This is a genomic window from Pseudoclavibacter sp. AY1H1 (assembly GCF_002931055.1).
Lineage (GTDB): Bacteria > Actinomycetota > Actinomycetes > Actinomycetales > Microbacteriaceae > Pseudoclavibacter.
On the sequence record NZ_PSXX01000001.1, the window covers coordinates 517,685 to 535,097 of the forward strand.

Annotated in this window: 16 protein-coding genes and 4 tRNA genes; 13 read left to right on the forward strand and 7 right to left on the reverse strand. The window is 65.6% G+C overall.

Annotated elements, in window-relative coordinates; genetic code table 11:
* Window positions 1-283 precede the first annotated feature (283 nt).
* Both C5E05_RS19755 and C5E05_RS02520 read left to right on the forward strand, forming a co-directional pair.
* Window positions 284-1,015: a hypothetical protein gene (locus C5E05_RS19755; RefSeq protein WP_146081012.1), complete on the forward strand. Its 732-nt coding sequence runs from the start codon at window positions 284-286 to the stop codon at window positions 1,013-1,015.
* 265 nt (window positions 1,016-1,280) lie between these two features.
* Window positions 1,281-1,880: a hypothetical protein gene (locus tag C5E05_RS02520; protein WP_146081013.1), complete on the forward strand. Its 600-nt coding sequence runs from the start codon at window positions 1,281-1,283 to the stop codon at window positions 1,878-1,880.
* Window positions 1,881-2,488: 608 nt separating this feature from the next.
* Here C5E05_RS02520 and C5E05_RS02525 read toward each other — a convergent pair.
* The 3 genes from C5E05_RS02525 to C5E05_RS02535 all read right to left on the reverse strand — a co-directional run bounded on the left by C5E05_RS02525 (window position 2,489) and on the right by C5E05_RS02535 (window position 4,305).
* The gene (locus tag C5E05_RS02525) at window positions 2,489-3,649 is read right to left on the reverse strand and encodes a site-specific integrase (RefSeq protein ID WP_104341022.1); all 1,161 of its coding nucleotides are present in this window, start codon (window positions 3,647-3,649) and stop codon (window positions 2,489-2,491) included.
* Window positions 3,646-3,930: an AlpA family transcriptional regulator gene (locus C5E05_RS20015; protein ID WP_181059322.1), complete on the reverse strand. Its 285-nt coding sequence runs from the start codon at window positions 3,928-3,930 to the stop codon at window positions 3,646-3,648. Before C5E05_RS20015 ends, C5E05_RS02525 begins: the two co-directional genes overlap by 4 nt.
* Before the next feature lie 302 nt (window positions 3,931-4,232).
* Window positions 4,233-4,305: transfer RNA gene (locus tag C5E05_RS02535), tRNA-Val, on the reverse strand.
* Between the two features lie 308 nt (window positions 4,306-4,613).
* On the opposite strand from C5E05_RS02535, the gene C5E05_RS02540 reads away from it, so the two are divergent.
* The 4 genes from C5E05_RS02540 (at window position 4,614) to C5E05_RS02555 (ending at window position 5,895) form a co-directional block, all read left to right on the forward strand.
* A tRNA-Gly gene (locus C5E05_RS02540) sits at window positions 4,614-4,685 on the forward strand.
* A gap of 64 nt (window positions 4,686-4,749) precedes the next feature.
* A tRNA-Cys gene (locus C5E05_RS02545) sits at window positions 4,750-4,820 on the forward strand.
* A gap of 6 nt (window positions 4,821-4,826) precedes the next feature.
* Window positions 4,827-4,901 (forward strand) — tRNA-Val (locus tag C5E05_RS02550).
* 76 nt (window positions 4,902-4,977) lie between these two features.
* The gene (locus C5E05_RS02555; RefSeq protein ID WP_146081015.1) at window positions 4,978-5,895 is read left to right on the forward strand and encodes a methyltransferase domain-containing protein; all 918 of its coding nucleotides are present in this window, start codon (window positions 4,978-4,980) and stop codon (window positions 5,893-5,895) included.
* Between the two features lie 88 nt (window positions 5,896-5,983).
* Here C5E05_RS02555 and C5E05_RS02560 read toward each other — a convergent pair whose 3' ends face one another.
* The 4 genes from C5E05_RS02560 to C5E05_RS02575 all read right to left on the reverse strand — a co-directional run bounded on the left by C5E05_RS02560 (window position 5,984) and on the right by C5E05_RS02575 (window position 10,178).
* On the reverse strand, window positions 5,984-6,613 hold the full coding sequence (locus tag C5E05_RS02560; RefSeq protein WP_104341025.1) for an NUDIX hydrolase: 630 nt from the start codon (window positions 6,611-6,613) through the stop codon (window positions 5,984-5,986).
* On the reverse strand, window positions 6,610-8,091 hold the full coding sequence (locus C5E05_RS02565) for a nicotinate phosphoribosyltransferase (protein WP_104341026.1): 1,482 nt from the start codon (window positions 8,089-8,091) through the stop codon (window positions 6,610-6,612). The genes C5E05_RS02560 and C5E05_RS02565 overlap by 4 nt, the downstream gene beginning before the upstream one ends.
* Window positions 8,092-8,142: 51 nt before the next feature.
* Window positions 8,143-8,985: a phosphoribosyltransferase family protein gene (locus C5E05_RS02570; RefSeq protein WP_104341027.1), complete on the reverse strand. Its 843-nt coding sequence runs from the start codon at window positions 8,983-8,985 to the stop codon at window positions 8,143-8,145.
* Window positions 8,986-9,098: 113 nt separating this feature from the next.
* Window positions 9,099-10,178: an acyl-CoA desaturase gene (locus tag C5E05_RS02575; protein WP_258064764.1), complete on the reverse strand. Its 1,080-nt coding sequence runs from the start codon at window positions 10,176-10,178 to the stop codon at window positions 9,099-9,101.
* Window positions 10,179-10,419: 241 nt separating this feature from the next.
* Between C5E05_RS02575 and C5E05_RS02580 the strand changes: the two genes are divergently transcribed.
* The 7 genes from C5E05_RS02580 (at window position 10,420) to C5E05_RS02610 (ending at window position 17,412) form a co-directional block, all read left to right on the forward strand.
* Window positions 10,420-10,836, forward strand: a complete 417-nt coding sequence (locus C5E05_RS02580) for a hypothetical protein (RefSeq protein ID WP_104341028.1) — start codon at window positions 10,420-10,422, stop codon at window positions 10,834-10,836.
* A 200-nt stretch (window positions 10,837-11,036) separates the two neighbouring features.
* Window positions 11,037-12,959, forward strand: a complete 1,923-nt coding sequence (gene thrS, locus C5E05_RS02585; RefSeq protein ID WP_104341196.1) for a threonine--tRNA ligase — start codon at window positions 11,037-11,039, stop codon at window positions 12,957-12,959.
* Window positions 12,956-13,528 (forward strand): HIT domain-containing protein, encoded by a 573-nt coding sequence (locus tag C5E05_RS02590; protein WP_104241301.1) that lies wholly within the window; start codon window positions 12,956-12,958, stop codon window positions 13,526-13,528. Before thrS ends, C5E05_RS02590 begins: the two co-directional genes overlap by 4 nt.
* A 118-nt stretch (window positions 13,529-13,646) precedes the next feature.
* Window positions 13,647-14,564: a pyridoxal 5'-phosphate synthase lyase subunit PdxS gene (gene pdxS, locus C5E05_RS02595; protein WP_104341029.1), complete on the forward strand. Its 918-nt coding sequence runs from the start codon at window positions 13,647-13,649 to the stop codon at window positions 14,562-14,564.
* Between the two features lie 7 nt (window positions 14,565-14,571).
* Window positions 14,572-15,168 carry a pyridoxal 5'-phosphate synthase glutaminase subunit PdxT gene (gene pdxT / locus C5E05_RS02600; RefSeq protein WP_104341030.1) on the forward strand — a complete coding sequence of 199 codons (597 nt, stop codon included), beginning with the start codon at window positions 14,572-14,574 and terminating at the stop codon, window positions 15,166-15,168.
* Between the two features lie 46 nt (window positions 15,169-15,214).
* Window positions 15,215-16,519, forward strand: coding sequence for a M18 family aminopeptidase (locus C5E05_RS02605; protein WP_104341031.1), 1,305 nt, complete (start codon window positions 15,215-15,217; stop codon window positions 16,517-16,519).
* Between the two features lie 128 nt (window positions 16,520-16,647).
* The gene (locus C5E05_RS02610) at window positions 16,648-17,412 is read left to right on the forward strand and encodes a YebC/PmpR family DNA-binding transcriptional regulator (RefSeq protein ID WP_104241297.1); all 765 of its coding nucleotides are present in this window, start codon (window positions 16,648-16,650) and stop codon (window positions 17,410-17,412) included.
* Window position 17,413 lies beyond the last annotated feature (1 nt).

Genomic DNA, 17,413 nt, shown 5'->3' on the forward strand with positions numbered 1-17,413 from the left:
GTCTCAATTCGCGGGAACAGGCCTCGCCCATATCCCATGAGTGGGGAGCTCATCAGGATCTCGGCGTGTTCCTCTCAGCGATGCTATGCGCCTGGGGTCATCCACGTGCGTGTTCGGATGCTTGAAGTCCCCACCTCGAGCGACCGTGCCAAATCGTCCTCGAGTTCGACACGAAAGTCCACGATGTGTCGTTCGTTTCACCGCGGGGGACAGCTGAGAGAGAGCATCAAGCGCGAACGCAGCAGCGGGTTGCGCTTCCCCTAATTCCACGGAGTCTCACCGGATGGCCGACCTGGATTCGAACGAAGGAGAACGCGCGCGCCGTATCGTCATCCACAGCACCGTGTGGTCAGTTCCGATTTTCAGTGCCGCTGTCGCGACTCCGACTGTTGCTGCGTCGAGTGGGTGTGCGAGCGGAGCTATCGTGTGGAGCGACCCTGGATTTGTGCGTGTTTCCAGTATGTCGGGACACGGAACCGTGACCGCTACTGGACCAAGCGGCAGCGCACTGATCGACTATCAGATCACCTCCAGCGTCCAGGCCAATGGTGCCCTCAACCCAGACTCCGAGCATCTCAGTCCGAACGGCCAGGGACTCAAACTCGACTCGACACCGCAGGCGACCCTCGCGCCAGACGTCTTCGATCCTCACCACAGCAGCGATACACACGTCTCATTTGACGCTCCCATTCAAAATGTCCGATTTCGCATCGGTGACGTCAAGACAATGGGAACCCCCAACGCAATCGTTGCCAAGCAGTGGGTTGGTATCCGCAACATCGTCGGGCGCCAAACGGTCTCAGCAGTCGCTGGAATTGGGATGACCTACGAGACCGCTCCAGACATCTACTCCGCCCATGTCTTCGGAGGAGTGAACCCCGAGGACCCGGACCGCGAAGTCCAATTTGTCCTGGTCGGCCCCATCACCGAGTTCAGCGTCTTGTTCAAACGCCAAGGTGTGGCTGCAGGCGGCGGCATCCACCTCACGAACATGAACTTCGACCTCGACTGCTGACCAAGACCGCCATCGCACGAACCATTCAAGAGAAACCAGGAATATGAACAATCCCCAGCCCGCCCACATCTCCCGTCGCACAATCGTCACCGCAGCGGCATGGACCATCCCTGTCATCAGCGCCGCGACAGCTGTTCCTCTCGCGGCAGCTTCGACCCTTCTGTGCACGGGCACCGCTACCGCGTCGGCAGTCGCCGTCGCCGGCAATCCCTCGGAATGGACAGCGACCGTCCCGGGAAGCGCCACGACCTACACCGTCCGGGCTGTGTCAACACTCGGGCCGGGAACGACCACTACACAAAACGGCGTCTCACACAACCTCACGGACGACGGAGCAGGATGGAACGGGGAAGCCGCTGCAGATGGCAGCGACGACTACGAGTTCTCCGGCTTTGGCGCAGCTGGATCGCTCGTGCTCAATCAACGCATCGATGGCACGACCGCACCGGCCTCGACCTTGGCCCCGACGCAGACGCTCACGTTCGAATTCGTCGACAGCACGGGGGCAGCATTCACGCCGAAGAACTTCGAGCTGACGGTCTTCGACATCTCTTCGGTTGCCAACTCCGGTTGGCGAGCCACCTACTGGGACGCGGTGGGATTCAGCGTGACGCCAGAATCGATAACCCCGAGCCCAGCATCGGCCGGAGTCGGCGCAGGCACGCTCGCGGATCCATTCCACCGGGAGGGGGACAACGAGTTCACCCCCTTGGACTCAGACTTCCTCGACGTGTTCCGTTTTGCGAGCTTCCCGACCGGCTCGACGATGCTGTACACACAGAACGGCGGGGCGCAGGGTTGGCAGTTCATCTCCATCGCCGGCCTCAAATTCGAAGTCGAGGTGCCGTGTCCGGCAGCAGATTGATCGGGATGAACAGTGCCATTGCGAGAGCCGTCTCGTGCGGAGCCAGTGCCAGTTCATCCTGACTTCGCACCGCTCTCGCGTGTGGCGCGCTGGCCACTCGTACGCTGAAACAGCCGCTTCAACGTTCAGCCCCGGCACGTCGGGGGACCTGCATTCGGGCGCCGTTGGACAGCGGTACCAGGCCCCGCCGGAATCACTTCCGGCGGGGCCTTTCATTTTGTCCGGATCGCATCCGATGCACGGTGATGCACCGGGGCAAGGTGGTCCTTGGACGTGCGGCCCCGGGTGCACCAGCCGAACGCGACACGCCGTGCGGACTGCCCCGCAACCCAACCCTCTTTTAACTCCAAAAACCCCCGAAAACCCCCGTTTCGAACCCGCATTCGGTCCGTGTGAACCCGTAGAGTTTGAGTCAGGCGGGTCGAACAGGCCCGGAAAATCAAGAGAGTCGGGGCATGCCGGTCATGCTCGGGCAGGTGGCTCAGACTCGGCAGGTTGATGGTTCGGGTCCCCACCAGAGGCCGCGCTCTCGGAGGCGCCTTCACTACCTACTGTCGTACGGGACGCGTCGCGGGAAAAGGTCGTGAATCTGAAGTTGGCCACCGGGTTCATCCACGATCCAGGAGTTCGAGCGCCGCGCCCGAGAGTTGGACGCGGGCACGCATCTCTACCGGTTCGACAGCTTCAGTGTGGACGCGCTCGACCGACGCACGGTGTGCGGCGAGTCGCTCGAGCGCAACTTGGTCACTGGCGCCCCCGAGGTAGTGGCTGTAGATGTTCATGGTCACCGTGGCGCTGCTGTGCCCGAGCCAGCTGGAGACAGTGGCGACATCGATTCCTGCCGAGAGCCAACGGGTTGCAGCGGTATGGCGGAGATCATGGATTCGGAAGCCGATTCCGAGTGTTTTCCAGTCGAGGAAGCGTTTGAAATTCGTGCCGTTGAGTCGCCCGCCGACACGGGACGTGAAGATCAGAGCGTCGGATGTCTTGCCACTGATGCGACGCTCGATGATGTCTCGCGCCCGCGGTGAAAGAGGTACTCGACGCGCCCGACCGCTCTTCGTTGACTTCGGCTCGTAGCCGTCTGAGGCGCTACTGGACACGGTGATGTAGGGCCTGGGGATCGCTTCGTAGCGTGAAACTCGGAGGTCAGCCAGTTCGCCCCAGCGTAGGCCGGTCTCGAGGAAGAACTCGAGGATCTCAGCGTACGGTCCATGCCTTTTCGCAGCGCCGGCCACGACGGATGCGCTCTGCTCGTAGGTCATGGCCCTGATCGATTCCGGGGATGTCGCGACGGCCGTGGGCACAGACGTTTTCGAGATCGGATCGGCACCCACGAGTTCCTGCGAGATCGCCCACGTGAACACAGATTTCACTGCCGTTCGCCACCGAACGACACTGGAACGTTGGTAGCCGGCGGCGAGGAGCTCGTCGTACCACTGGGCGATCATGGGCGTGGTGATGCGGCCGATCGGCAGTTTCGCCAACCGCTCTGGAAAGTAGGTCTCCGTCGCGAAACGGATCGCGTCGAGCGATTGCGGGTTCATGACACCATCTTTCGCCTCGACAAAGGCGGCGGCGACGGCGGAGAACTTCGTGCGCCCCTTCACCGGCTTGATGAATATCTGCTCCCGCAGCGCGATCTTCTGCGTCACCTCCCATTCGCGAGCCTGGCTCTGCTGGTTGGGCTCGAAGACCTTCGAAGCGACCTCGACCCCGCCCGTGTAGATCCGAACTCGATGCTTGCCGTTCCCGAGCGTCGTGATCATGCTGCGCTCTCGTTGGAACCGGATAGGAACGTCTTGAGCCAAGCTCGGACCTCTGATTCGAAGAACCGGATCTGCTTACCCATCTTGAGCGGGTTCTTCGGGCCCTTCCCTTCTGAGTTGAAGTGGTAGAGCGTGCTCTTAGGGAGGCCAGTGAGTTCGGCCAGATCCTCCACCGAGTAGAGGCGACCGAGGGGTGCCCCGGCACCGAGCTCGACCGGCTGAGGGGCGCCAGCGACCTTGCGGCTGCGGGTGGACGTGGACGATGCGTTCTGAGTGCTCATGTCACTCCCTATGCGCGAACTCGCGAGGAAGAGCGAAGAAGGGCGCCCGGACCGTTGCGGACCGTTGCGGACCGTGCCGGTCAAGACCGGCATTCCACCGGCACGCGCCAGGAGAGAGCCCCGCCCGCTGCGTCGAGGCGACACCGTTCCGTTGCGGACCGTTGCTTGTGCTTGCCGATCCGACCACAAGCACCGCACCCGGTGGCTCCACCGGCATTTGACCGGCATTTGTCGCCATCTGGCTAGCAAAAACCCCCGAAGCAGAAAGAGCGAATGTCTTCCCGGCCGGGGGTTTCTCGCGGTGGGTGATGCGGGACTCGAACCCACGACCTCTTCCGTGTGAAGGAAGCGCGCTACCAACTGCGCCAATCACCCGCGACGAGGACTAATCATGCCACAGATTCGGGCTGTGGATGATCACCGACGTGCGCGAGGGTGTTGTGTGTCGCCACTCCGGCAGGCCCTGACCCGCACAGCAGGCTCGTGACGCCTCCCGACGGCGTTCGCCCATCGTGCAGGCAGCTCGAGAGTGGGCATCGCTCTGTTTTCGCGATCGCGACCTGCCGTTCTGACCAGGTCTTTCCTCGAATTACACCGGTGGATTTTGTATCGCGGCCCGAGTTCCTATAGAGTCATTCTCGCGCTGGTCAAGCCGGAACGGAAGTTCCCGAGACAAGCGCGATGCGGATGTGGCGCAGTGGTAGCGCATCACCTTGCCAAGGTGAGGGTCGCGAGTTCGAATCTCGTCATCCGCTCGAGTGTGACTCAGTCTGGTGGTAAACACCAGAAAGAGTTTGCACGGGTTTCAACCCACAACACGGTGACGTGGCCGAGAGGCGAGGCAGCGGCCTGCAAAGCCGTCCACACGGGTTCGAATCCCGTCGTCACCTCGCAATGGGCGATTGGCGCAGCGGTAGCGCGCTTCCCTGACACGGAAGAGGTCACTGGTTCGATCCCAGTATCGCCCACCATTGAGGAGAAGGCCCCTGAGAAATCAGGGGCCTTCTTCGTGTCTCGTCGAAGTCCTGATCGGAAGGCGTGAGGCCCGTGACGAATCCCGAACACGCAGAGACCCGGGTGCTCTCGGCGGCCGGCACCAGCACTGCCCGCCCCGAACTCGAGGAACGCTACTTCCGCCGCATGGCTGCCGCCGTTGACGAGAAAACTCAGCTCACGGACTGGCTGCGCGGCGGTCGGGTCCTCGACATCGGTGCCGGGGGAGGAGAGCTCGCGGCGAGAATCGCAGTGCTCCCTGACATCGAAGAGACCATCGCACTCGACGACTCCGCCGATGCGATCGCGCATCTCGAGCAGATGCCCGGCATCACGGTGCGCTCAGGCTCCGCGGACCAACTGGAGGTGCTCGGCCTGCGTGATCTGGACGGCATCGTGATGAGCTCGGTCCTGCACGAGATCGCGTCGTACGGCCCGAACGGGCCGGAGAACGGGCGTCAGGCCGTCATGGCGAACCTCACGATCATCGCGAAGGCGCTCAGCCCGGGCGGAGTCCTCGTCATCCGTGACTTCGTGACACCCGCTCGACCGGATCGCCTGACGACGCTCGTCACCCCCGGCCACGATGGCGACGAGCTCCTCAGCGCCTACTTGAAGCGCGTTCCGCTCCCCGAGCTGAGGCGCCTCGAGAGCCTCGGCCAGCACCGCTTCGTCGGCTCAGCTCGCGTGGTGGCTGAGGCGCTGCTGACCGTGAACTGGGGCGCCGAGTCGTTGCCGCGCGAGACACAGGAGCAGTACTGTCAGTTCGAGCTGGACGAGCTCGTCGACGCCGTCGAAGCGCTTGGTGCCGGACTGCGGCTGGTGCACCGGGAGGCCTGGGTGCAGCCGGGGTACCGACAGCACCTGGCCGCCTGGTCCGTGCTCGAGCAGGACGGCACCCCGTGGTTCCCGGAGACGAAAGCCATCTGGGTCTTCGAGAAGGCGATCTCGCCGCTCTCGACACGCGCCTGATCGTGACCACGGTGGTTCAGTCCGCGTGAAGCGAGCCGGGTGGCGGTCATCGCTTCGTCCCCGACTGCCCCTCGAGTGCGGCCGAACCTCAGTCCTTCCACTCCCAGACTGTCGTCCGACCTCGGATCTTCACCCCAGTGGTGTCAGTGGTGACACGCACGACCCCCGTCCCCTCCAGCCACCGGCGGAAGTTCGGTCGGTCGAAGGGCTCAGCATCGAGCGCCGCCCCGAGCGCCAGAGCCATCCCCGACGTGAACTTCTCGCCGAGCAGGGCTCGGGTGACGGCCCAGTCCCGCCAGACGACCTCACCGAGGCGCACACGAGCCGCCTCGACGATCTGCGCGTGGTCGAAGGGGAGGTGGGGCACGCTGTCGAGCGGATGCCAGCGCAGTTGCCCGTCGCGCGCCTCGGCGCGCAGGAAGACGAGGCTGGCGAGCGAGATCGTGGCGCTGCGTGGGTCGCGCATCGTGCCGTCGAACCAGCCGAGCTGGCGCGTCAGTCGCACATCATCGTCCGGTATCCCAGCCTTCGTCCGCATCGCACGCAGCACGGGGCCAGCCCCGTGCTCCCCGGACAGCAGCAGGACGCCGGGGATGGCCTCCACCCCGGCGTGCGGCGCGTTCTCGCGCACCGCGACGCCGAACTCCAGCCGCTCGTCGCGATAGCGCACAGCGAGTGCATCCATCGCGACGAGCGGCTGGTCGTAGGACTCGGTCAACGCAGCACCGTCTGCTTCGCGAGCACCGCCCGAACGTCCGGGAACGTCTGCCGCCGCACGAAGCCGCCGTCCTCCCAGATGGGCTGCAGCAGGGACTCCGCCTCCTCGGCAGGCGTGGCCCGCTCGATCAGGCGCATGCGGCCGTCGGCGTCCGTCACCACCGCCAGGCGGCCCGTCGCGCTCTTCTTCGTTCCGCTGTCCGTCACAGGGTCCTTCCGGATGTCGACGCCGCGACCATCGACCTGGATCCACGTCGCCTTGATCGCCGACATGAACGTGTCCCTGGTCTGGTACTGGTACCCGAAGCTTCCCATGCCGAAGACGACGTTGCCAGAAGCGAAGCCCTTCGCGGCCAGCCGCTCGGTGATCAGCACCGCCCGCTCGCGGGTGATGGAGTCACCGTAGATGGCCCCGATGTGTGGGTCGAGCTCTTTGTAGCCGGCCTCGTTCACCGTCCCGCCGAACGTGTCCCAGAGCAGTTCGATGACGCCCTTCCGCTCAGCCGCGCCAGCGTCTGGGGCTCCCTCCTCCACTCCACAGAGGATGTCGACGGGGTTCCCGGAGTCTGGCCGGATGACCAGCTTCCCGTCCCGGGCGAGCACCTCTTCTCGGAGCGCCGGCAGGTACTCGGTGAGCACACGCCAGAGATCGAAGGTGTCGGAGACGACGGAGACGATGCCGCTCGGGTAGAGGCCGAGCAGCCCCTCGAAGAGCTCACGCTCGCCGACCGTCGCGATACCCGCGCACATGACCGAGTGCTCCGTGGCTGGCACGCTGCCAGCGACGAACGCTCCGCCGTAGTGACGCTCGATCCAGTCGATGGAGACGAGTGAGTCGGTGCCTGTGAAGCTGAGCAGGTGCGCGGCGCCGCTCATCGCGGCGGTCTCGTTGGAGGACATCCCTCGGTAGGAGAAGTCGTGCCCCTGCCAGTCGACAGCAGCCAGGGGCGTCCCCGTTCTCCTCGCCGCGGTCTCGAGCGTCTCGCGCATCGCCTTGGCGATCGTCGCGGTCGTCGATGCCTGCCAGATCTCCGCGCTCAGCACCGTCTCGATGTAGTTGGTGAGCCAGAAGAAGTCGGGGTGCGTGTTCTCGAGCGTGAAGCTCGGAATTCGAAGCGGCACTGCTGTGCCCTCCGGCACGGCACAGAACCGCAGGGGGAGGAAGCCGAGGCGGTGCAGCGCGCGGATGTGGGCGCTGCCGATCGTGTTCGGCCCGAGGATGCTCGCGAGACGAGCCTCGTAGGCCTGGCAGACCTGATCCTCGTCGGCCTCGAAGAAGACGCGGAAGCTATCCGCGTATCGCTCGAGGAACGCCTGGAGTCCGAAGTGCACGACCGCGCCGATGTCCGGGATGCGGGAACCGCGGTTGGTGTAGTTGGAGTAGACGCCGGTGACGTCGCCGGCGAGGCCGTACTGCTGGAGGTGGCCGAGCTTGTAGGCATCGGTCTGGAAGAGGGGAGCAACAGGTGTGTAGTCCATGGTCTTTCCTTTCGGGGGAGCTTGTAGCGTCGAGGTCGCGTCTGCCGCGACTCAGTACTCGACGTAGGGGGCGAGGATGTTCCGGATCGAGAGCACCTTGGTCGCGACGCCCTCGCGTGCGGAGCCGGGGTGCGAGTCGGTGGTGATGATCTCGCCGAAGTGCTGTCTGAGGGCGGGGGCGTCGCCCGAGAAAACCCCGTGGCTCACGAAGAGCGTCAGGCGCTCCTTGGGCAGTCCAGTGGCCTCTGCCAAGCCCCTGAAGGTGCCGCCTCCGTCGCAGATGTCGTCGACCACGAGGAAGCGCCCGTGGCGGGGGAGAGCCTCGCAGCTGAAGCCGGAGAGCTTCCCGGTCTCGAAGTCGCGGTGCTTCTCGGCGCGGAAGAGCGGGAGGTGCAGCGCGGACGCAGCGGCCTGTGCTCGGCCGACGGCACCTGCATCCGGTGCGATGACACCGACGTAGTCGTGCGCGGATCCGACGCGTCCGATCGTCGCTCGCCGCACGTAGGGCGCCGAGCCGACGATCTTGACGTTGTCGATCAGGCCGGGAGCGACCGAGGAGTGGGGGTCGAAGACGATCACCTGATCGAGCCCGAAGCTGTTGATCAGCTCGGCGTAGACCTTCGCCCCAAAAGGGATGCCCCGGTCGGCACGAGCCGCCGGGATATAGGGGAGGACCGCGACTGCCCGCTGTCCGAGCTGACGCGCGTAGTCGGCCCAGAGCCCAAGGGTGATGAGGTCGCTCGGGTCGGCGCCCGTGACGGTCGCGTAGGCGGGCTTCTCTTCGAGATCCGCGGGGACGACGAGGGTCATCTCGCCTCCGGGAAATCGCAGGACTCGGATGGCGCTTGTGGCCTTCCAGCCGGAAGGCATCTGTGCTTGGAAGTGGATGCTCATGCTTCGACCGTACCAGCTATTCGTAGATTTACGAATAGCTCTCCGGGAGACGCAGGCAACACGCAGAAAGGCCCACCCGGATGAACCGGGTGGGCCTTTGCGCACGTGTCAGATCAGACGCGGCGGAACTGATTGACCAGCGGGCAGTCGAAGGGGTCGCGAGCCTGGAGGCCGACCCTGTTGAGGTAGTCGATCACGATGCCGTACGACTTGATAAGCGTCGTCTCGGTGTACGGGACCTCGAGGTTCTGGCAGTGCTCGCGAATGATCTCGCGAGCCCTGGCGAGGTGCGGGCGCGGCATGCTCGGGAAGAGGTGGTGCTCGACCTGGTAGTTGAGGCCACCCATGAGCGCGCTCGCCCACCAGCCGCCGCTCACGTTCCGCGAGGTGAGGACCTGCTTGCTGAAGAAGTCCATCTTCACGTCGGCCGGGATGATCGGCATGCCCTTGTGGTTCGGGGCGAACGATGCGCCCATGTAGACGCCGAAGACGGCCATCTGCACGGCGATGAAGGCGAACGCCATGCCGAGGGGGAGCAGCCAGAAGATGGCTCCGAGGTAGATCGCGAAGCGGACCGTGATCATCGTGAACTCGACCCAGCGTCCCTTGATGGGCTGGCGAGTGAAGAGCGACTTGATCGAGCGGAAGTGCAGGTTGTAGCCCTCGAAGGTGAGCAGCGGGAAGAACAGGTAGCCCTGCTTCCGCGTGATCAGTGCGAGGAGGCCGGTCTGCTTCCGAGCGTCCTCCTCCGTGAAGGAGATCGTGTCGAAGTCGATGTCAGGGTCTTTGCCCATCTTGTTCGGGTTCACGTGGTGCTTCGTGTGCTTCGTCATCCACCAGCTGTAGCTCATGCCGACGACACCAGCAGCGAGGAAACGACCGAGGCGGTCGTTGCCCGGGCCGGACTCGAGCACCTGTCGGTGCGACGCCTCGTGGGCGATGAAGGCGAACTGCGTGAAGATGACGCCGAGGGCGGCAGCGATGAGCAGCTGGAACCAGCTGTCGCCGAGCAGGATGAACCCGGTGATGGCTCCGCCCAGTGCGAGGAGGAGACCAGCGGCCAGCATCCCGTAGAACCAGCGAGTGCGCTTGAGGAGGCCCATCTCGCGGATGACCTTCGACACGGCGCTGTAGCTCTGCGTGACGGACTTCGCTCCCGGGGTGCGGGGCTTGGTGGTACGGATCCGGCCGATGCCCTGGGGGAGCGCAGAAGATGAAGTCGTAATGTGAGGATCCCCTCGGTCGGCAACCTTTGGTTGTTTCGTTCGCCAAAGGCAGTGCGCCGATCGCTGACTTCAGGCTAGCGGGATGAGCTGCCTTGTTGGCTGTGTATCTGTGCGAGTCGTCACCCAGCGTCTTCACACGCGATGTATCGCGATTGCGCGTATCTTGATGCAATCACGGATCGCGCCGGTCGGCGCACTTGGAGGAATCATGGCTTCGACGGGCAGCGGCGCAGGCGACACCACGGGCTCAGCGAGGGGTGAGCGGATGCGGGAGTCCGCGAACTCTGGCGCGCGCGTCCAGGCCGTCCACACGGGCCTGAAGAAGGTCGTGACCGGACGAGAGAGCGTCATCAAGAATCAGGCGGTGAAGCTTGCCGAGAAGCTCGACGTCAAGACCGAGGGCCGACACCACCAGAAGATCCGCCTGGCGCTCCTGGCCCTGAACAGCCTGGTCGACACGCTCGGCAAGGATGGCAAGGCCGAGTCGGAAGCCAAGGCCTCAGCCGGCGCCGGTGACGCGAAATCGGCAAGCGGAGGCCCCCGTCCCTCGGCGGCACCCTCCGATTCTGACGCGCCCGAGGACATCGGCACCTTCACGCCCCGCGAAGGGCGTCGGAAGAACTAGGTGTCCCGCTCCTCAGGGAGCGGGGTCCCTGCGCCGTGCGGAGGCAGCCGCGCGATAAAGTGGTCGCTTGTTCATGCCTAACGACAAGGAGCATCGTGACCAGCGATCCCGTTGACCTCGAGACCGAAACCCGCCCGCACAAGAACGGCGGCGCGACGACCACCGGATTCGAGCTCTTCACAGACCGCTCCGTCGTCGCGATGAAGCTCGACGGTGTGCTCGTCGACCTCGCCACCGTGGTGCCCGACGGGGCGAGCGCGGAACCGGTGACGAGCGACAGCGCCGACGGACTCAGCATCCTCCGCCACTCGGCCGCGCACGTCATCGCGCAGGCCGTGCAGAAGATCAACCCGGATGCGCGGCTCGGCATCGGTCCGCCCATCACCGACGGCTTCTACTACGACTTCGACGTCGAGACCCCGTTCACGCCGGAAGACCTCAAGGCCATCGAGAAGGAAGCCCAGCGCATCCAGCGACAGGGGCAGCGCTTCGTGCGTCGGGTCGTGACCGACGATGAGGCACGGGCCGAACTCGCCGACGAGCCCTACAAGCTCGAGCTGATCGGACTCAAGGGCAGTGGCGCGAACGCCGACAACGAGTCGGTCGAGGTGGGCGCTGGTGAGCTCACTATCTACGACAACGTCGACGCGAAGACGGGAGAGGTCTACTGGAAGGACCTCTGCCGGGGGCCACACATCCCCTCGACCCGGATGCTCAGCAATGGCTTCTCGATCCTTCGCTCTGCGGCCGCCTACTGGCGCGGGTCCGAGAAGAACCCGCAGCTCCAGCGCATCTACGGAACGGCCTGGCCGACGAAGGACGAGCTGCGGGCCTACAAGGAGCGCATCGAGGAGGCCATGAAGCGCGACCACCGTCGCCTCGGCCGCGAGCTCGACCTGTTCAGCTTCCCGGACGAGCTCGGATCCGGGCTGCCGGTGTTCCATCCCAGGGGCGGGATCATCAAGCTCGAGATGGAAGAGCACTCGCGAAAGCGCCACGTGCAGGAGGGGTACAGCTTCGTCTCTACCCCGCACATCACGAAGGGGCGTCTCTACGAGATCTCCGGGCACCTCGACTGGTACCGAGACGGCATGTATCCGCCGATGCGCATCGACGAGGAAGTGGACGAGGCGGGCAACGTCACCAAGCAGGGCCAGGACTACTACCTGAAGCCCATGAACTGCCCGATGCACAACCTGATCTACAACCAGGGCGCGCACTCCTACCGTGAGCTGCCACTGCGGATGTTCGAGTTCGGCACGGTCTACCGCATGGAGAAGTCCGGCGTCGTGCACGGCCTGACCCGCGCACGCGGCTTCACCCAGGACGATGCCCACATCTACTGCACGCGCGACCAGATGCGGGACGAGCTGACCCGCACCCTCAAGTTCGTGCTCTCGCTGCTCAAGGACTACGGCCTCGACGACTTCTACCTCGAGCTGTCGACGAAGAACCCCGAGAAGTTCGTCGGCGACGACGCAACGTGGGAGGAGGCGACGCGCACGCTCGAGGAGGTCGCCACCGAGTCCGGTCTCGACCTGGTCCCCGATCCGGGCGGAGCCGCGTTCTACGGTCCAAAGATCTCCGTGCAGGCGCGCGACGCGATCGGCCGCACCTGGCAGATGTCGACCATCCAGCTCGACTTCAACCTGCCTGAGCTCTTCGACATGGAGTACGCGGCTCCGGATGGCACGCGCCAGCGTCCCGTCATGATCCACCGCGCCCTCTTCGGCTCGATCGAGCGCTTCTTCGGCGTGCTCGTCGAGCACTACGCCGGTGCCTTCCCGGTCTGGCTGTCGCCCGTGCAACTCGTCGCCATCCCGGTTGCGGAGCAGTACGGCGACTACCTCCAGGGCATTGTCGACGAGCTGCGATCCCACGGCGTGCGAGCCGAGCTCGACGCGTCCGACGATCGCATGCCGAAGAAGATCCGCAACCACACGAAGGCGAAGGTGCCGTTCCAGCTCATCGCCGGCGAGGACGACCGCGCCGCGAAGACGGTCTCCTTCCGCTTCCGCGATGGAACCCAGCGCAACGGCGTTCCGATCGAGGACGCGATCCGCCTCGTCCGCGGCGCCGTCGACGAGCACCTGCTCGTGAACACGGCAGAAGACCTGGCATGAGCGCGCTCGGGTTCCCCGAAGGCGAGCTCGACGGCCTCGACATCGAGCGCTCGGCTGACTTCGCCGGGGTGCCCGACTCCTTCCAGCGGCTCTGGACGCCGCACCGGATGGCGTACATCCAGGATGGTCAGGACCCCGCTCAGGATGCCTGCCCGTTCTGCGTCGGGCCCACGATGGACGACGAGAAGTCGCTCATCGTGGCCCGGGGCGAGCACGCGTTCGTGGTCATGAACCTCTATCCGTACAACTCCGGTCACCTCCTCGTGTGCCCGTACCGGCACGTGGCGATGTACGACGAGGCCTCCGAGGCCGAGGTGCTCGAGATCGCGCATCTGACGCAGACCGCGATGCGTGTGCTCCGCGCCGTCTCGAACGTCGACGGCTTCAACATCGGGATGAACCAGGGTCGTCTGGCCGGAGCTGGCATCGCCGGGCACCTGCATCAGCACATCGTGCCTCGCTGGCAGTTCGACGCCAACTTCTTCCCGATCATCGCGAAGACGAAGGCGTTCCCATCGCTGCTCGGCGAGACCCGCCAGGCCCTCGCCGACGCCTGGCCGAAGGCCTGACCGACCGCGATTCGATTGGGCAGTCGCCCAATCAAGCCGGGACGCACGCGCGTCTACACTTGAGCCAATTCACCTCCGAACCGCCATGCACTCTCTGCACGCGGAAAGTAAGGACATCATGAGCGAAAGCACTGCCCCCCTCGTCGCCGCCGACGGGACCGTAGGCTCCAACCGGGTCAAGCGCGGCCTCGCGGAGATGCTCAAGGGCGGCGTGATCATGGACGTCGTCACCGCAGAGCAGGCGCGCATCGCCGAAGATGCCGGCGCTGTCGCCGTCATGGCCCTCGAGCGCGTCCCGGCCGACATCCGCGCGCAGGGCGGCGTCGCCCGCATGAGCGATCCCGACCTCATCGAGAGCATCATCGCCGAGGTCTCCATCCCCGTCATGGCGAAGGCTCGCATCGGGCACTTCGTCGAGGCGCAGGTGCTGCAGGCGCTCGACGTCGACTACATCGACGAGTCCGAGGTGCTGAGCCCCGCCGACTACGTCAACCACATCGACAAGTGGCAGTTCACGACGCCGTTCGTCTGCGGCGCCACGAACCTCGGTGAGGCGCTGCGACGTATCAACGAGGGCGCCGCCATGATCCGCTCGAAGGGCGAGGCCGGCACGGGCGACGTATCGGAGGCGACTAAGCACATCCGCAAGATCCGCGGGGAGGTCGCCGCCCTCACGTCCATGACCCACGACGAACTCTACGTCGCCGCGAAGGAGCTCCAGGCTCCATACGAACTCGTGCGCGAGATCGCCGAGACCGGCAAGCTGCCCGTCGTGCTCTTCACCGCGGGTGGCGTCGCGACCCCGGCCGACGCCGCGATGATGATGCAGCTCGGCGCAGACGGTGTCTTCGTCGGCTCCGGCATCTTCAAGTCGGGCAACCCGGCCCAGCGCGCGGCCGCCATCGTGAAGGCGACCACCGCGTTCGACGACCCTGCCGTGATCGCTGCCGCATCGCGCGGACTCGGCGAAGCCATGGTCGGCATCAACGTCTCCGACCTCGCAGCCCCGCACCGTCTCGCTGAGCGCGGCTGGTAGCGAGGCGTTGGCGACTCCCGTAGTCGGCGTCCTCGCCCTGCAGGGCGACGTCCGTGAGCACCAGCAGGTGCTCACGGACCTCGGCGCCGAGGTGGTGCTCGTGCGGACCCAGGCGCAGCTCGAGGCGGTCTCGGGGCTCGTGATCCCCGGAGGCGAGTCGAGTGTCATCGACAAGCTGTCTCGGATCTTCGACATCGCCCAGCCCATCCAGGATCGAATCGCAGCAGGGATGCCGGTCTTCGGCACATGCGCCGGCTTGATCATGCTCGCCGACACCGTCGTCGACGCGATCAGGGGCCAGCAGAGCTTCGGCGGCCTCGAGGTGTCGGTGCGGCGCAACGCGTTCGGCTCGCAGAACCAGTCGTTCGAGACGCAGATCGAGGTTCCGGAGCTGGGCGAGCCGGCCGTGCACGCCACCTTCATCCGCGGCCCCGTCGTGGATGCCGTCGGGAGCCGTGCCCGCGTCATGGCGGCGCTGCCGGACGGTCGAGTAGTCGCCGTCGCGCAGGGCAACCTCCTCGGGACGTCGTTCCACCCCGAGATGAACGGCGAGACCCGGTTCCACAGGTACTTCCTCGACCGGGTCGCCGAGCACGCCGACTGAACGACGCCACGCACCGACCGATTCGACAGAGAACCAGGAGCAGAACATGGCGAGACGCCGTCCGAGCAAGGCAGCCAGGAGCAAGCAGGTCAGCGATTCCCTCGCGGCCTTCATCCGTGATGCCCCCTCCTCCTATCACGCGGCAGCTGAGGTCGCACGGCGGCTCGAGGATGCCGGCTTCACGTCGCTCGACGAACGCGATGAGTGGCCGCAGGATGCCGGCGGCTACGTCGTCGTCCGCGACGGCGCTGTCATCGCGTGGCGAGTGCCGGAGTCCACGTCGCCGATCACGCCGTTCGCGATCGTCGGAGCGCACACCGACTCGCCTGGGTTCAAGCTCAAGCCGAACCCGGAGTCGGCATCGCAGGGCTGGCAGCGCCTCGAGGTCGAGGTCTACGGCGGGCCACTGCTGAACTCCTGGCTCGACCGCGAGCTGCGCGTCGCGGGCCGTCTCGCCCTCGCTGACGGCACCACCGTGCTCGCCGCTTCAGGACCCATCGCGCGCATCCCGCAGCTTGCGATCCATCTCGACCGTGGCGTCAACGAGCGCGGACTCGTCCTCGACCCGCAGCGCCACACCCACCCGGTCCTCGGTCTCGAGGCGGCGGGAGGCGTCGTGGCGGCGCTCGCATCCGACGCCGGGGTCGACCCGGATTCGATCACGGGCTTCGACCTCTTCCTCGCAGATGCCCAGGACGCCCAGCTCTTCGGACACGGCGAGGCGCTGTTCGCCGGGGCTCGCCTCGACAACCTCGTCAGCGTCCACGCCGCGACGACGGCACTCGTCGAGACCGTGCCGAGTGGCGTGATCCCCGTCATCGCGGCCTTCGACCACGAAGAGGTGGGTTCCGCGAGCCGTTCAGGCGCGGCCGGCCCGTTCCTCGGCGACGTGCTCGCTCGCATCCAGGAGGGCCTCGGTGCGGGACCCGCCCAGCAGCGTCGCGCGCTCGCCGCGTCATGGCTCGTCTCGAGCGACCTGGGCCACAGCGTGCACCCGAACTACCCGGAGAAGCACGACGACGAGACCCGGCCCATCGCGGGCCGAGGGACCCTCCTCAAGCTGAACGCGAACCAGCGCTACGCGACGGATGCGCGCGGGAGCGCACTCTGGACCGGCGTCTGCCAGAACGCCGGCGTGGCCGTGCAGGCCTTCGTGTCGAGCAACTCGCTGCCGTGCGGTTCGACGATCGGCCCGATCGCGTCCACCGAGCTCGGCATCTCGACCGTCGACGTCGGCATCCCCATCCTCTCCATGCACTCGGCCCGCGAGCTGGCCGCGATCGCCGACATCGAGGCCCTCGAACGCGCACTCGCTGTGTTCCTCGCGGGTGCTTGGCCGGAGCACGCGTAAACTAGACGAAGAGACCGCTCGCCGACGGCGACCAGTGGCGTCCACTTCTCGGGCCACGGTGTCAGCGTGCATACGAACAGCAGCAGGCGCCCACCGCAGGTGAGACGCGCTAGAACAACGGAGAACAGATGTCCGGACACTCCAAGTGGGCGACGACCAAGCACAAGAAGGCCATCATCGACTCGCGTCGCGCGAAGTCGTTCGCCAAGCTCATCAAGAACATCGAGGTCGCGGCGAAGATCGGCGGCGCCGACATCGCTGGCAACCCCACGCTGGCTGACGCCATCCAGAAGGCGAAGAAGACCAGCGTCCCGATCGACAACATCAACCGGGCCGTCAAGCGCGGCGCGGGCCTCACGGGCGAGTCGATCGACTACACGACGATCATGTACGAGGGCTACGGCCCTGGTGGCATCGCGCTGCTCATCGAGTGCCTCACCGACAACAAGAACCGCGCGGCGGCTGAGGTGCGCACCGCCATGAGCCGCAACGGCGGCAACATGGCCGACCCTGGCTCTGTTGCGTTCAACTTCGAGCGCAAGGGCGTCATCGTCGTCCCCCACGAGGAGACCCCCACCGAGGACGACGTGCTCGAGGTCGTCCTCGACGCCGGCGCCGAGGAGGTCATCGACCACGGGCACGTATTCGAGATCCGCACGGAAGCCAGCGAGATGGTCGGCGCACGCACGGCCCTGCAGGCCGCTGGCATCGACTACGACTCCGCCGACGCCGAGTTCGTGCCGAACGTCAAGGTCGAGGCCGACGCCGACACCGCTCGCAAGGTGTTCCGCCTCATCGACGCACTCGAGGACAGCGACGACGTGCAGAACATCTTCACGAACATCGACGTCTCCGCCGAGGTGCAGCAGCAGCTCTCCGAAGACGACGAGTAGT